13 protein-coding genes are annotated in these 15,129 nt (G+C 64.7%); 8 read left to right on the top strand and 5 right to left on the bottom strand.

Annotated elements, in window-relative coordinates:
• The 8 genes from V0R59_RS27825 to V0R59_RS27790 form a co-directional block, all read left to right on the top strand.
• Positions 1–729: type VI secretion IcmF C-terminal domain-containing protein (locus V0R59_RS27825; protein ID WP_330077806.1), on the top strand; the 729-nt coding region annotated here is incomplete at its 5' end.
• A gap of 205 nt (positions 730–934) precedes the next feature.
• Complete coding sequence (locus tag V0R59_RS27820; RefSeq protein WP_330077805.1) at positions 935–1,603, top strand: DUF3592 domain-containing protein; 669 nt, start codon at positions 935–937, stop codon at positions 1,601–1,603.
• Positions 1,604–1,633: 30 nt separating this feature from the next.
• A complete protein-coding gene (tssA, locus tag V0R59_RS27815) occupies positions 1,634–3,211 on the top strand; it encodes a type VI secretion system protein TssA (protein WP_330077804.1) in 1,578 nt (525 codons plus the stop codon).
• Between the two features lie 27 nt (positions 3,212–3,238).
• Positions 3,239–5,002 (top strand): type VI secretion system baseplate subunit TssF, encoded by a 1,764-nt coding sequence (gene tssF / locus V0R59_RS27810; RefSeq protein ID WP_330077803.1) that lies wholly within the window; start codon positions 3,239–3,241, stop codon positions 5,000–5,002.
• Positions 4,966–6,051, top strand: coding sequence for a type VI secretion system baseplate subunit TssG (gene tssG, locus V0R59_RS27805; RefSeq protein WP_330077802.1), 1,086 nt, complete (start codon positions 4,966–4,968; stop codon positions 6,049–6,051). The genes tssF and tssG overlap by 37 nt, the downstream gene beginning before the upstream one ends.
• Positions 6,032–6,562, top strand: coding sequence for a type VI secretion system lipoprotein TssJ (gene tssJ / locus V0R59_RS27800; RefSeq protein ID WP_330077801.1), 531 nt, complete (start codon positions 6,032–6,034; stop codon positions 6,560–6,562). The genes tssG and tssJ overlap by 20 nt, the downstream gene beginning before the upstream one ends.
• A 3-nt stretch (positions 6,563–6,565) precedes the next feature.
• The gene (gene tssE, locus V0R59_RS27795; RefSeq protein ID WP_330077800.1) at positions 6,566–7,006 is read left to right on the top strand and encodes a type VI secretion system baseplate subunit TssE; all 441 of its coding nucleotides are present in this window, start codon (positions 6,566–6,568) and stop codon (positions 7,004–7,006) included.
• 23 nt (positions 7,007–7,029) lie between these two features.
• Positions 7,030–8,142, top strand: coding sequence for a type VI secretion system ImpA family N-terminal domain-containing protein (locus V0R59_RS27790; RefSeq protein WP_330077799.1), 1,113 nt, complete (start codon positions 7,030–7,032; stop codon positions 8,140–8,142).
• 25 nt (positions 8,143–8,167) lie between these two features.
• Here the strand turns inward: V0R59_RS27790 and gabP are convergent, their stop codons facing one another.
• The 5 genes from gabP to V0R59_RS27765 form a co-directional block, all read right to left on the bottom strand.
• Entirely contained in the window at positions 8,168–9,568 is a 1,401-nt protein-coding gene (gene gabP, locus V0R59_RS27785; protein WP_330077798.1) for a GABA permease, read from the bottom strand.
• Between the two features lie 181 nt (positions 9,569–9,749).
• Positions 9,750–12,197 carry a TonB-dependent siderophore receptor gene (locus tag V0R59_RS27780; protein ID WP_330077797.1) on the bottom strand — a complete coding sequence of 816 codons (2,448 nt, stop codon included), beginning with the start codon at positions 12,195–12,197 and terminating at the stop codon, positions 9,750–9,752.
• Between the two features lie 84 nt (positions 12,198–12,281).
• Complete coding sequence (locus V0R59_RS27775) at positions 12,282–13,244, bottom strand: FecR domain-containing protein (RefSeq protein WP_330077796.1); 963 nt, start codon at positions 13,242–13,244, stop codon at positions 12,282–12,284.
• On the bottom strand, positions 13,241–13,759 hold the full coding sequence (locus V0R59_RS27770; RefSeq protein WP_330077795.1) for a sigma-70 family RNA polymerase sigma factor: 519 nt from the start codon (positions 13,757–13,759) through the stop codon (positions 13,241–13,243). Before V0R59_RS27770 ends, V0R59_RS27775 begins: the two co-directional genes overlap by 4 nt.
• Before the next feature lie 92 nt (positions 13,760–13,851).
• Positions 13,852–15,075: a hypothetical protein gene (locus V0R59_RS27765; protein WP_330077794.1), complete on the bottom strand. Its 1,224-nt coding sequence runs from the start codon at positions 15,073–15,075 to the stop codon at positions 13,852–13,854.
• Between the last annotated feature and the right edge of the window lie 54 nt (positions 15,076–15,129).

Here is a 15,129-nt window from a genome sequence, read left to right as displayed (position 1 = left end):
CAACGCTCCATCGTCGATGAATGGCGACGCTCCTTCGATGGCCGCTACCCGTTCGCCGGCACCGACAGCGATGTCTCGCTGGCGATGCTTGGGCAGATGATCCGCGGCGGTTCCGGGCGCATCGACCAGTTCCTCGGCAGCCAGCTCGATGGCGTGCTGCGCAAGGAAGGCAGCCGCTGGGTGGCCGATCCGCAACACAGCCAGGGGCTGCGCTTCAACCCGCGTTTCCTCGAAGCGATCAACCAGCTCAGCCATCTCTCCGACGTGCTCTACAGCCCCGAAGGCGGCCTGGGCATGAGCTTCGAACTGCGCGGCAAGCCGGTGAGCAACGTGATCGACACCCAGTTCATCCTCAATGGCGAGAAGCACCACTACTTCAACCAGAAGGAACGCTGGCAGCGCTTCGACTGGCCGGGACGGGGCAGCCACCCGGGCACTCGGGTGCTGTGGACCAGCGTGGGCAGCGACCTGCGCATGTACGGGGATTACCAGGGCACCTGGGGGCTGATCCGTTTCCTGGAGAACGCCAAGGTGACGCTGCTGGACGATGGCGCCAGCCGTTATCACCTGGAAGTACGGGCGCCGGATGGCAAGGAACTGACCTGGCATCTGCGCACGGAGCTGGGGGAGGGGCCGCTGGCGTTGCTGCGGTTGCGGGGGTTCAAGTTGCCGGCGCAGATCTTCCTGAGTGAAAAGTCCAATAAGGAGATTGCGTCCAAGATTTTGTAGGAATATTCCTTAATAAGATTGGAAATATCCCAGAGTGGCGTCGAGAGGTGGAAGTCTGCATTGAGATCATTTACTGTCAGGCGCCTGAAAAATATCCATCTTGACAGAGCCTTTTGCTAGCAAGGGGTTGTTGTAGGTTTTTTTGCAAGATTTTTAATTTCATTACAAGGAAGGAACGGTGAGGACGGCTTTCGCTATATGTTTCATGATGCTGTTCGTAGTGATATTCATGGCTCAGGCAATAGGCGATTACCTGGAAAGCAGGGAGTTCGTTGCCAATGCGATGGCTACTACAGGTGTGGTCGTCGAAGTGAAGGAAAGAAATGGGGAAAGTGCGAAGTACTTTTATCCGGTAGTTGCATTCAGGAACGAAAATGGCCAGAGGGTAACCTTTTCTCCAGGTTTGACCAGAGGTTCTCCTGACTATGAGAAAGGTGAAAGGGTGCCTGTCCTGTATTTGCCGGGGCGCTCTGAAGAAGCCCAAGTGGATAGTTTCTTCAACCTTTGGCTTGGCAGTCTCATTCAGGTCGTCATGGTGCTGCCGTTTCTGTTGCTCAGCTACTACATGATGAAAACCAGTTGGCGGCGCGTACGTAAAAGTCAATATCTGCAAAAGTACGGCATGGAGGTTAGAGCAGAGTTTATGGTGGTTCGGCGCAATCACCGTATTTTGGAAAATGGCAGCAGTCCGTTCTTCATCGTATGCCGCTGGGTGGATCCACAGAACTCTCAGGTTCACGTGTTCAGAAGTGAGAATATAGGGTTCGATCCGTCCCGCTATATCTTTGAAAGAACGATTCGGGTATTCATGGATAAACGTGATGCGCAGAACTATTACGTCGATATTTCCTTCCTGCCGAAAGTCTCGGTTTGAAACTTATAAAATCTGTTGCGAGGGAAATACATGACCCTGCCATTGCTCATCACAAGTTGCTTCGGCGACCGTGACCCATTGCCCCTGGCCCGCGCAGACGCAACCCGCTGGCACGACTGGCTGCAACCCATAGGCGAAGCATCGGCAGTGGGAGAAGACCCTGCCTACCACGATGACTTCCAGGAAATGCGCGAGGAGGTCAACAAACTGTCCGGTGCCGATCCGTCCAGGGTGGTGCAACTGGCCCAAGACCTGTTCACCACCCGTTGCAAGGACCTGCGTGTCGCGACCTATTACCTCTGGGCACGCTTGCAACTGGACGGCGAGCCGGGCCTGGCCGATGGCCTCTGCCTGCTGGCGGCCTTGCTCGAACGCTTTCCCGACGACCTGTGGCCCGCGCGCCCCAACAGCCGGCGCATGGCCCTGGAGTGGCTGGCGACGGCCAAGGTGCTGGACGGCCTGGCGCAGTTTCCGGCGGTGGTGAAGGAGGAGGCCGAGCGCACCGTGGCGGCACTGGCCTGGCTGGACCAGGGCATGCAGGCCTGGCCCGAGGCGCACCGCCCTGAACTGACGGCACTGCATTCGGCGCTGGCAGCGCGCCTGGGCCAGTCCGGTGGAGTCGCTGCCGTGGTGCCGCAGAACACTTCGCAGCAAGAGCAGGCGACCCCGGACAAGGACTTGCCGATCAAGTCCGGCCGCGACCTGCTGGACAACGGCCGCCGCCTGGCCGGCTGGCTGCGCGAGCAACCCGACGGTTGGCTCGCGGCGCACCGGCTGATGCGCAGCCTGCGCTGGGACACCCTGCACGAAACCCCGCCCCACGATACCGACGGCCTCACCCACCTGTACGCGCCACGCGGCCCACTGCTGACCCAGCTCAAGCGCCTGCATACGCGCAAACACTGGGAGCAGTTGCTGGAGCAGGTCGAGGATGCCTTCGCCGAGGCGGTCAATCACTTCTGGCTGGACCTGCACTGGTACCTGCACCAGGCCCTCAGCAACCTGCCGGAGCCTCGACGCTCCTGGGCCGGGATCGTCAAGCGCGACCTGGGCATGTTCCTCGAACGCCTGCCGGGGCTGGAAATGCTCTGCTGGGAGGACGGCTCGCCGCTGGCCGACGACCAGACCCGCGAATGGATCGCCCGCGAGGTCAGCGGCAACCGCCCGCAGAACTGGCTGCCGGCGCCGGGCAACGAAGCCACGGCGGCGGCGGACGACATCCTGTCGCTGGAAAGCGAAGCCCTTGCCCAGGCCGACAGTGAAGGTGTGGAGCAGGCCCTGGCCTGGCTGGCGCAGCGCCCGGACCTGCGCTCGGGACGCCAGCGCTGGCTGTTGCGCTTGCTGATGGCGCGGATTGCCGAGCAGTACGGCAAGACCGACCTGGCCCTGCATCTGTTGGGCGAGCTGGATCAGATCGGCGAGCGCCAGGCCCTGCGTGACTGGGAGCCCGAGCTGCATTTCGAGATCAAGGCGCGCCTGCTCCGGCTGCTGCGGCTCAAGGCCCAGCGCGGCGATGTCGATCGTGCCGCACTGGCCCGGCGCATGGATGCCCAGCTGGCGGCGCTGGTTGCCATCGACCCGGTACGTGCCGCCGTGCTGTGCGGCTGACTATCCCTAGAACGGAACCTGACTCTCTTGACCATGGACAATCTGACCCTGCGCTATTTCGATGCCGAAATGCGCTACCTGCGCGAGGCCGGCAAGGAATTCGCCGAGGCGTTTCCAGACCGCGCGGCGCAACTCAACCTGGATAAAAACGGCGCCGAGGATCCCTTCGTCGAGCGCTTGCTGGAGGGCTTCGCCTTTCTCATGGGGCGGCTGCGGGAAAAGCTCGACGACGACCTGCCCGAGTTGACCGAGGGGCTGGTCAGCCTGCTCTGGCCCCACTACCTGCGGACCATTCCCTCCCTGGCGATCGTCGAGTTGATCCCGGACCTGGCCACTGTCGAAAAGGACCGGGTGATCGCCAAGGGCTTCGAGGTGTTGTCGCAGCCGATAGGCCCCAGGCGCACCCAATGCAGCTACACCACCACCCGCGACATGCCCTTGCAGCCCCTGGCCGTGAGTGCCGTCGGCCTGGACTACCAGGCCGATGGCCGCCGGCTGCTGCGCCTGCGTTTCGACTGCCGTGCGCTGAAGCAGGAACGCGGGCCACGGGAGCTGGAGCTTTACCTGAGCGCCGAACCCGCGCTGGCCAGCGCCTTGCACCAGGCCCTGACCCAGGGCCAGCTTCAGTTGTATGTCCGTCACTCGGGCAATGTGCAGCGCCAGCGCCTGGACGGGCACTTTTCGCCCCGGGGCTTCGCCGAGCAGGACCGTCTGTGGACCAAGGGCGACAGTGCCTTCAGCGGCTATCAACTGCTGCTGGAGTACTTCAACTTTCGCGAGAAATTCATGTTCGTGACCCTGCACGGCCTGGAGGAACTTACGATTGCCCCGGACACCTCGTGGTTCGAGCTGGAGGTGCTGTTGGCCGAGCCCTGGTCCCATGGGGTGAACCCGGCGGTGGAGCACATTCGCCTGAATGCGGTGCCGGTCATCAACCTGTTCCACATCGAGGCGGACCCGATCAACCTCGATCCCTTGCAGTCCGAGTACCTGCTGCGTCCCATGCGCCTGCAGGACGGTCATACCGAGATCTACTCGGTGGACCAGGTCAGCGTTGCCAACCGCGAGGACAGTACCCAGTACGTGCCGTTCAGCAGTTTCAGGCACAAGGGCGGCATGCTCCGCGACGAGGCGCCCGAGTGCTATTTCCATAGCCGGGTCAAGCGTGGCCCCAGTGGCCTGCACGACACCTGGCTGATTCTGGGGGGCGAAGGCTTCGAGAGCCTGGAGCATGACGGCGGACAGAGCGTTTCCCTGACCCTGACCGGCACCAACGGCCAGCTGCCGCGCAAGGCCCTGCAAAGTACGCTGCTGGACAGTTTGCGCACGGACGAGAAGCACGGCCTGCGGGTGCGCAACCTGACCGCGCCGACGCTGCCCTGCTATCCCCCCAGCCGCGATCGCTTCCATTGGCGCGTCCTCAGTCACCTGGGTTCGAACTTCCTGCCCATGCTCGATAGCGCCGAGGTCCTGCGCGGCACCCTGGCGCTCTACGACTGGAGCGACAACGAGCTCAACCGTCGACGTCTGGCGGCCATCGTCGATGTGCGCCATCACCTGGTCCAGCGCTTTGAAAAAGGCTTCCTGCTGCGCGGCGTCGATATCGAGGTGACCCTCGACGCCGATGGTTTCTGCGGCGAAGGCGACATTGCCCTGTTCGGCGAACTGCTCAACCGCTTCTTCGCCCTGTACGCCGATATCCACCTGTTCAACCAGCTCACGCTGATCCTGCAACCGACCGGGAAGACCCTGCGATGGAACGAGAACCACAGCCAGCGGATCCCCGGCTGAACGCCGTGGAACTGCTGCGGGCCCTGCAAGGGCGGGTGGCCGAGGCCGACCTGTACCGCTTCTGCCAGTTGCTCGAGAAGGCTTCGCCCGGCCTGCCGCCACTGGGCAGCAGCAGTGATCCGAACGATGACCCGGTGCGCTTTCGTCCGGACCCGGGCATGGGCTTTCCTGCCGGCGAACTGCGCGCCATCGAGTTCGATGCCCGGGGTGCCCAGCGTCCGGCCACGGTACGTACCCGCCTGCTGGGGCTCTACGGCGTGGATTCGCCGCTGCCCACCGGTTACCTGGACGACATCAGCCGTCGCCGCGAGGGCCATGAAGCGCTGGAAGCCTTCCTGGATATCTTCAACCACCGGATCTTCACCCAGTTCTACCGGATCTGGCGCAAGTACTCCTACCCGGCCAGTTTCGAGACGGTGGGGCGGGATGCCACTTCCCAATGTTTGCTGGGCCTGATCGGCCTTGGCATTCCCGGCACCGCGGAGCGCATCGCCACCCCGGTTTCACGCTTTCTCGCGCTGCTCTCGGTGATGCGCCTGCCGACCCGCAATGCCGAGGGCATCACCGCCCTGGTCAAGCTGCTGGCGCCACGTACCGAGGTGCGGGTACAGGGCCACTGGCCGCGCAATATCCACCTGGCGGTTGCACCGGGCCTGGGCCACGGTCATTCGGCCTCCCTGAACCAGAGCACGCCACTGGGGCCGCTGGCCCGGGATGCCAGCAGCCAGTTGCGGCTGGTGCTGGCCACCGAGGACGCCGGGGAAGCCCGCGACTGGCTGCCTGGCGGACAACTGCACGGCGACCTGCTGGTGCTGCTGCGGGTGTACCTGGGCTGGCGCTGTACCGCGCGTTTGCAACTGTCGCTACCGCTGGCCAGCCTGGTGCCGGCGGCACTGGGAGCGAGCACGGCATTGCTGGGCATGACCGCCGTCATGGGGCCGCTGGGGCGCGACCCGCAGGCGCATATCACCATCAACCTGGGCCGCTACGAAGGCCTGAAGAAGAATCCGCAGGAAAGGAAGATCGACTATGTGGCGTACCGTTTCTAGAGCATCGGCCATGATGCTGGCTGTTTCCCTGGGCGGCTGCGGGCTGTTCCAGAGCGTTGCCGACAGCACCCGTGAAACCACCCATGCAGTGTTCTACAAGCAGGTGAAGACCCTGCACCTGGACTTCAGTGGCCGCTCGGCGCTGAACACCGACTTCCAGGAGATGAACCTGCTGTCGGTCCCGGCCCTGGTGCGGGTGTACCAGTTGCGCGATCGCAAGGCGCTGGACAAGGCCAGCTACGAGGAACTGCTCGACGGTAGCCAGCAGATGCTCGGCGCTGACCTGCTGGACCAGCGTGCCCTGGTGGTCACGCCGGAGCAGGGCGCGCAACTGAGCATGCCGCTGCACCGGGAGGCAAAGCATGTGGCCGTGGTCGCCCTGTTCCGTTTCCCCGAGCCGCAAGCCGGTACCTGGCGCCTGGTGTTGCAGCGCGACGATCTTGATCCGGACCGGGCCCGGCTCGTCGAACTGGGCGACAACCACCTGAGCCTGCGGCCGCAGGAGGGGTGAGCCATGAGCGATCATCCGCCCTCGCTGTACGAAGTGCTGCTGGGCAACTTCAGCGGCGAGCTGGACCTGCATCAGGTCGATGAGCAGGACCAGCACGTACTGTCGGTGCTGGATAATCTGCAGCGCCTGTTCAACAGCCGTGCCGGCAGCCTTGCCCATCTGCCCGAGCTCGGCCTGCCTGACATGGGGCAGGTCATGCAGAGCCTGGGGCCGGCCGCCAATGGCGTGGTCGCTGGCATCAAGCGCACGGTGAATCTCTACGAACCCCGCTTGCACGACCTGCGCGTCGACCCGGTCGACCAGGACCGGCCAGGTCAGTTGCACTACATCCTCCACGCACGCTTGAAGAACGGCCAGCCGGTAACCTTCGGCACCCGCCTGGGCAGCGGCGGTCGCGTGCTGGTCCGGCACCTGAAACAGCAGGATCAACTCTCGACTCCCTGAGTCCTCGAAGCAAGGAACACCGGATGACAGCAGTATTCGCAACATCGGCGCGGATCGGTGGCGATCCGCGTCACCTCGACGCGTTCAAGCACTTGTGTCGCGAGCTGGAAAGGCTGAGCCATCCCGCCTGCCCGGATGTGGACTGGCTGCGGGTCGAAAGCTTGTGCCTTGTGGTGTTCAAGGAAAACGGCGTCGATCTCCAGAGCACCGTGGCCTTCACGCTCGCCCAAGGCAACCTGCGCGGCGTAGAGGGGCTGGTGCAAGGCTTCGCCCTGCTCGAAGGGTTGGCAGGGCAATGGCCGGATATCTGGCCGACGACTGACGCAACACGTCTGGAAATCCTCGACTGGCTGTATCGGCAGGTTCTTGTCCTGCTCCGCGGGCTGGGGGGGCTGGCCACCGGGGTGGCCTCGCTGCAGCAGCTTCAGACGCAAGTGCACCGGGTGCAGGGCCTGCTGCTCGGACACGTCGACCAACTGCCGGCAACCTGGCCTTCCTTGCAGCAATACATCGCCGCCCTGTTGCAGCAACTGGAGCGCGGCCGGCTGCCGCTACCGGGGTTGCCGCCGACATTTCGCGCGGGAGAACCGGAGCGGGTCATGCCTGTGTTCATCCTGCCGCCGGCTCCTGCGCCTGCTCCGGTCTTCATCGCGCCGCGCCGCCGTAAGGCTCGCATCGCCTGGGGGCTTGGCGTCGCAGGATTGCTGGTGGTCCTGGCGGGAGGGGCGTACTGGCAGGCGCAGCTGCGCGAGGCCATGCGTCTGCCCGAGGCCGTGAGCCTGGACAGCCTTGCCGTGTTCGATGCCGGCAGCGCCGAATTCAGGGACGACGCGACCAAGCCGCTGATGCATGCCCTGGTGCAGCTCAAGGTGAAACCGGGCTGGCTGATCGTGATTACCGGGCACGCCGACAACACGGGTAACAGCACCCGTAACCAGGCGTTGTCGCGGGATCGCGCGTTGGCGGTGAGGGACTGGATGCAGCGCATGAGCCCCATCCCGGATGACTGCTTCGCTATCCGTGACGCCGCCGACAGCCAGCCGGTTGCCAGTAATGACAACGAGCTGGGTCGGGCTGCCAACCGGCGGGTAGATATCCAGCTGGTGCCCCAGGCGGGCGTGTGTGGGGCAGGCTAGACCTCGCGATATCAGCAATGGAAGGTCATGCCTGCCCGTAGACCTGGCTAACGGCGACCTGCCGCCGCGAACGCATCACTCCCAGCAACGCAATCGCCCCCGCCAGTGCCAGCGTCGCCGTCACTTCCATGCGGTGCGCCGGCATCACGAACATCACCCCGAGCGCGAACACGATGAAGGCGATCACCGCCAGGGTCAGCCAGGGGAACAGCCACATGCGGAACGCCAGCGCCTTGCCTTCGCGCTGCAGGATCCCGCGCATGCGCAGTTGCGAGCAGGCGATCACCAGGTACACCAGCAGGGCGATGGACCCCGAGGTCGCCAGGAGGAACTGGAACACATGGGCCGGGGCGAAGTAGTTGACCACCGTGGCGACCATGCCGATCAGGGTGCTGGCGATCACCGCCGCACGCGGCACGCCCTTGGCCGAGGTGCGTTGCAGCAGGGATGGCGCATCGCCGCGCTTGCCCAGGGAGAAGACCATCCGCGAGGAAATGTAGATCGACGAGTTCAGGCAACTGGCCACCGCCACCAGCACCACCGCGTCCACCAGCAGCTTGGCGTAGGGGATCTGCATGATTTCCAGGGCGCGCTGGTAGGAACCCTGCAGCGGCAGCAGCGGGTCGTTCCACGGCACGATGGAGATGATCACGAAGATCGACAGCAGGTAGAACACGCTGATGCGCCAGATCACCGAGCGGGTGGCGCGGGCGATGTTGCCGGCGGGGTTGCTGGATTCCGAGGCGGCGATGGTCACCGCTTCCGTGCCCATGAAGCTGAACATGGTGGTCAGCAGGGCGCCGATGATCGCCGTCCAGCCGTTGGGCAGGAAGCCGCCCTGGGTTTGCAGCAACTGGCTAAGGCCACTCACCTCGCGGCCCGGCAGGCCACCGAGCAGGGCGAAGAAACCGAGGCCGATGAAGGCGACGATGGCGATGATCTTGAGCATGGCGAACCAGAACTCGAACTCGCCGTACTTGCCGACGCTGGCCAGGTTGGTGGCGGTAAGGAGCACGGTCAGGCCGAGGGCGAACAGCCAGGCGTCGACATGGGGGAACCAGGCGTTGAGGACCACGCCGGCGGCGATCGCCTCGATGGGAATCACCAGCACCCAGAACCACCAGTACAGCCAGCCGATGGTGAATCCGGCCCAGCGCCCGATGGCGCGGTCGGCGTAGGTGGAGAAGGAACCGGTGTCGGGGCTGGCGACTGCCATTTCGCCGAGCATGCGCATCACCAGCACCACCAGGGCACCGGCCATGACATAGGCGAGGATGGCGGCCGGGCCGGCCGCCGCGATGGCGTGTCCGGAACCGACGAACAAGCCGGCGCCGATCACCCCGGCAATGGACAGCATGGTGACGTGGCGCGGCTTGAAACCCTGCGCCAGTTCTGCACGATCACGCTTCGTGGAAGGTGTATTCATCCTGAAGGCCTTTTGTTATTGGACTTGTTATGAAATGGCACTACAGGACGCGGTCGGATCACTCACCGCGTCCGTCCGTCGAAGCTAGGCCGATCGGCGAGGTGTCTGTTGCCTGGGTTTGCCGCGTTCATGTGCGAGAGCGACATTGGCATGTCGGAACGCGGCGAGGCCTCAGGACAGGTCAGAAGTCGTAGCGCAGGCTGACCGTGGCATTGCGCGGCGCACCGTAGTGCCCATAGCTTCCCGCCATCCCCGCGTAGTACTTCTCGTCGAACAGGTTGTTGACGTTCAGCGTCGCGGCCAGGTGCTCGTTGACCTTGTACCGGGCCATCAGGCTGGCGACGAAGTAATCGTCCTGGGTGACCCGGCTGTCGTAGCGGGAGAAATACAGCGACGAGGCCGAGTTCCAGTTCACCCCGCCGCCGAGGGTGAGCTTGTCCAGGGCACCCGGCAGGCGCCAGGTGTTCCAGAAGCGGAAGGTGTCCATCGGCAGTTGCGAGGTCAGGCGCACACCGTCCGCGTCTTCGGTGCGGGTGTGGCTATAGCCGGTGTAGACGTTCCAGCCCGGCAGCACCTCGCCCGACAGTTCCAGGTCCACCCCCTTGGTTTCTGCGCCATCCACCGCTTTCGAGGCCGTCGCCCCGTTGGGGGCCTGGTACTCGGTGGCCTCGGCGAAGTTGTCGCGCTGGACCAGGTAGACGGCCACGCTGGCGTTCAGGCGACCGTCGAGGAATTCTCCTTTCCAGCCCATTTCGTAGTTTTTGCCGACTTCCGGATCCAGCGGCCTGCCGCTGATGTCGACGTTGCTCTGCGGCTTGAAGATTTCGGTGTAGCTGGCATAGACCGACTGTTCGCCGGTCAGGTCGTAGACCACCCCGGCGTAGGGCGTGACCACGCCACGCTCGTGCATTGAATAGGTATCCGGCGCGACGGGGCTGTCGATGATGCCCAGGCTGTAGTCGAACCGGTAGTTCGAGACGCGCGCGCCAAGAATCAGGTGCAGGCTGTCGGAGAGGTTGAAGCGACCGGCAGCGAAGTAGCCGCTCTGGCGATTGAACACGTCGTACTTGATGCTGGGCGAGAGCTCCGCGTCACCCGGCTTGGGCGTCTGGTTGCGCCAGGTGAAATAGTTGATGTCCTGGTCGGGCCCGGCATATTCGCGGTGCTGGTTCTGATACTCCAGGTAGTTGAAGCCGACGATCAGCTCGTGGGTCTGGCCGAGCAGCTCGAACGGGCCCTGGAGGTTGGCGTCGATGCCTTTCTGGTACTGGTCGGCCGAGGCCACGCCGGCGCTGATGGAGGTCGAGCCGTCCGGGTCGAGGTAGGAGCGGTTGGTGCGGGTCGATACATAGGACGAGAAGGTGTTGCGATCCACATCCATGTAGTTGGCGGCGACCTTCAATTGCCAGTCGTTGGCCAGTTGCTGTTCCAGGTTGAGGGTGTAGTTGGTGGTTTCGTAGTCGTCGTAGCCCCATCGGGCATCCGAGCTGTTCGAGCGCGACAGGTGGGTCTTTTCACCGTTGGTGTAGAGCAATGGCACCCCGGGTGCGCCGTTGACCTTGTAGGTCTGCCGGTCGATACCGAAGCGCACCAGGGTGCTGTCGGTGACATCCGCCTCCAGTACGCCATAGAGCACGCTGCGGTCCTGGCTGTACCAGTCCATGAAGGTGTGGTTGTCCTGCTCGGCGGCGACGAAGCGTCCGCGCACCTTGCCGTCCTCGGTCAGCGGGCCGGAGACATCGGCTTCGGCGCGGTAGTAGTCCCATGACCCGACGCCCGCCTGCACATGGGACTTGAACTCACGGGTCGGCCGCTTGCGCATCACGTTGATCACCGCGCTGGGATCGCCGGCGCCGGTCATCAACCCGGTGGCACCGCGGACGATCTCGATCCGGTCGTACAGCGCCATGTCCAGCAGGGTGTTGGGCATGTTGCGGGTCTGGTTGTCCTGGTAGGTGGTGACGCCATCGAACTGGTAGGTGTTGATGCCGCTGCCCCGCGAGTAGATGTTGAAGCGCTCGCCGCCGTCCTGGGACATGGTGATGCCGGGCGTCTGGTTGAGCACTTCGGTCATGCTGCCCAGGTGCTGGTCGTCCATCCGTTGGCGGGTGACCACGGTGATGGTCTGCGGCGTTTCGCGAATCGACAGGTTCATCTTGGTGGCGGTGCTGGTCGAGCCGGTGGTGTAGCTGCCGGTACCTTCGGTGGTCGCACCCAGCCCTTGCGCATTGACGCTGGTGGCGCCCAGTTCCAGGGCATCGCCTTGGCTGGAAACAGGCTCCAGGGCGTAGTTGCCGCCCGCGTTGATGGGTGCCAGGCCGGTCCCCGCCAGCAGGCGCACCAAGCCTTCGTCCACCGTGAAGCTGCCGCTCAGTCCCGGGCTGCGCTTGCCGGCGGTCAGGCGCGAATCCACCGAGAGCAGGATCCCGGCTTCACTGGCGAAGCGGTTCAGGGCCTGGTCGAGATTGCCGGCGGGGATGGCATAGGCGCGACTCTGTTCGGCCGGCGCCGCCTGCGCCGTGGCGATCGCGCCGGGCAGCAACGGCGTGGCGGCGAGCAGGCCGGCGAACAGCGCGCGGGTGATGGAAAGGTTCAGCGGCGAGCGCTGGGAAGCGGGCAGATGGTGCACTGCGGGATCCTCTTGGGACGGCGTCGTTATTGGTTTCAAGAGGTATCCCGTGCGAGTAGGAAAAAACGACATCGACAACGGTAATTATTTTTCCGATGGCCTTACGGTGACCCAGTAGCGGGTCAGGCGGTGCACCTCGACGGGCAGCGACTGCTGCAGCGCCGTCAGTACGCGGTCGGTGTCGGCCAGGGGAAAGACGCCGGTCAACGGCAGCCCGGCCACCGCCGGATCGCAGCGCAGCACGCCGGGACGCTGGCGGGCCAGTTCGCGGATGAACTGGCCGAGGGGCATGCGCTCGGCGATCAGGCGATCGTCGCTCCAGGCCATGGCATTGCGGTCCGCCGTGCCGACCGGGCCGAGGCGCCTGGCAGCGAACCAGCAGCGTTGGCCCGCCTCCAGGCGTAGGGGCGCGGCCTGTCGCGGGCGTAGCTCAAGGGCTCCCTGGTACAGCTCGACGCGGCTGCCGCCGTCGATTTCATACACCGAGAACAGCGTGCCCAAGGCCTGGATTTCCCCGGCGGCAGTTTCCACTATCAGTGGCCTGCCGGCGGCATCATGGCCGCTGTCGAGAAGCAGTTCGCCGCTGAGCAACTGGATACGCCGTTGCGTTGCGTCGTAGCGGATGTTCACTGCGCTGGCACTGTTCAGGCTCAGGCGGCTGCCATCGGCCAGGGTGCGTTGCAGGCGTTCGCCGGTCCCGCTGCGCAGGTCGGCCATGGCTTCGCGCCAGGGCAGTTGCGACTGCGCGAGATAGCCGCTGCCGCCCGCCACCAGGAGCAGGCCGAGGAGCTTGAGGGTCTGGCGCTTGCGCGCATCGGGCAACTGGCGCAGCACGCGGCTGGCGGTGCTGGCGGAGACACCGGCGAGGGTGCCTTGCAGGTGCTCCAGGCGTTGCCAGGCGCGCCGGTGTTCGGGGTCGGCGGCTTGCCACTCGGCGAAACGCCGCTGTTGCTCGCCATCCAGCTCGCCGCCCCAGTGCAGCATCAGCCAGTAGCTGGCCTGCTCGACCACGGCGGGCGCGATGGGCGCCGGGGATGGGCTGCTCATTCGGCGTACAGCACCTGGTAGCAGGCCTGGATCGCCCGGGTCATGTATTTCTGCACCGAACTGAGGCTGATGCCCAGGCGCTCGGCGATCTGCGGGTAGGTCAGGCCTTCGAACTGCGAAAGCAGGAAAGTCTCGCGCACCTTCGCCGGCATGGCATCGAGCATGCTGTCGATCTGCAGCAGGGTTTCGATGACCAGGGCGCGGGTCTCCAGCGACGGCGACTGCGGTTCGGGCAGATCGCGGACGCTGTCCAGGTAGGCCTGTTCGATGCGCTGGCGGCGCCACTGGTCGATGACCAGGTTGCGGGCAATCTGCGCGAGGAAACTGCGGCCTTCGCCGACGCTGGGCAGGCGGCCACTGACCAGCAGGCGCAGGAAGGTGTCGTGGGCGATGTCCGCTGCCCGCTCGCGGTCGCCCAGGCGTTTGCGCAACCAGCCCTGCAACCAGCCGTTGTGGTCGCGGTACAAGCCGTGCAGCTGGTGTTGCAGCGGGGAGGGGGGCGTTGCGCTGGCCACTCGGGACTCCTGAAATTGCACCGCATGCGGATAAGAATGGGTCGCAATTGTATTCAGGGTGCCGAGGTTTGGGAACAGGCAAGTGCCAGGGGCTAGCTCAGGGGCGTCATCCGTTCCAGTTGTTCGCGGGAGGGAAAGCCCCGGGTCCGGTAGCGCGGCGGATAGGCCTCGACCGCTTCCAGCAAGCCGGCGGCATGGGCTTCGATCTGTGCCCATTCCACCAGGCGGGTATTGCTGGCGCCGTCCGCCCCCAACTCCACCAGCGCGACCCGGTCGGTCTTCGGCAGCAGGCTGTCGACGGTCTGGGTCCAGCTGCACATGGAGAAGGTCAGGCCATCGCTGTCGGCCAGTTCGTAGAGCATGTAGGTGGCGACGAAGAGGTCTTCGGCGCGCTCCTCGTGGATCCTGTCGAGCAGTTCCTTCTGCGTGTGATACGCACCTTGCAGCATCAGGTGCTGAAGGGTCGACAGGCGCGCCAGGAGGACTTCGTCCGTGGATTCGAACGGTACGATTCGCTGCTCCTGTACGGTGAAGATCTGCCCGGACACGGCACGGCCGTTCTCCTGCGCCTTGAAGCACAGTTCGACCATCTGCCGCAGGGCCGTTTCGTCGTGGTCACCGGCCACCAGCAGGACATCGTTGGTGGGGATCATGAACACTGGCCGGCCCTTGACCGGCGCCCGTTGCAGCACATCCGGCAGCAGTGCGCGACTGATGTCGTAGCCGTCGTTCCAGCGCCCGATATACAGGCCCGGGACGATCTCCTCGAAGTTGTCCGGAGTGTCCGCCCGCAGGTTGTCGCGGGCGATGGCCAGGGCCTCGTCCATGCCCACGCCCCAGTGCGCCTCCGGCCCCTTGGTCAGGGTCGAGGTGGACTCGGGGTGGTCGAGCGCCAGCAGCAACACGCAGTCCTTGCCCAGGGGGCGATGCACCACGTCGTAGGCCGCATCGCGCCCTTCGCTGCGGGCATGGTGCAGGCGGACTTCTTCGAGCATGGCCAGGTTGCGGATCACCGGGCGCAGCAGCGGGCGGACGTCCTCGAAGGTGCGCACAGCCTTGTCCCGCGACCTGAGCAAGGTCGCCACGTAGCCTTCCAGCACGGCGGCGCGCTGCTGCTTTTCGGCATTCTGGTAGTCGCGGAAGGCGTTGTGCAGGTTGAAGTAGGCGCCGTCGCCATGGCGGATACGGAATTCGTCCGCCAGGTACTCCAGTGGCTCCCGATAACCCGCGTTGCGCGCTGCCTCGATCATCTTGCGGGCGAAGCCGTTCTCGTCGAGCGGGCGGTTGAAGACTTTGTCGAGCAGGGCGCCGAGCATGCGGTGGGCTCCTCCATGAGTGTCGCTGTGCCGGGTTGGCAGTAGCTCATCAAA

It is taken from the genome of Pseudomonas ulcerans, from assembly GCF_036324125.1.
GTDB lineage: Bacteria > Pseudomonadota > Gammaproteobacteria > Pseudomonadales > Pseudomonadaceae > Aquipseudomonas > Aquipseudomonas ulcerans.
This window is presented reverse-complemented; position numbering and strand designations above follow the sequence as displayed.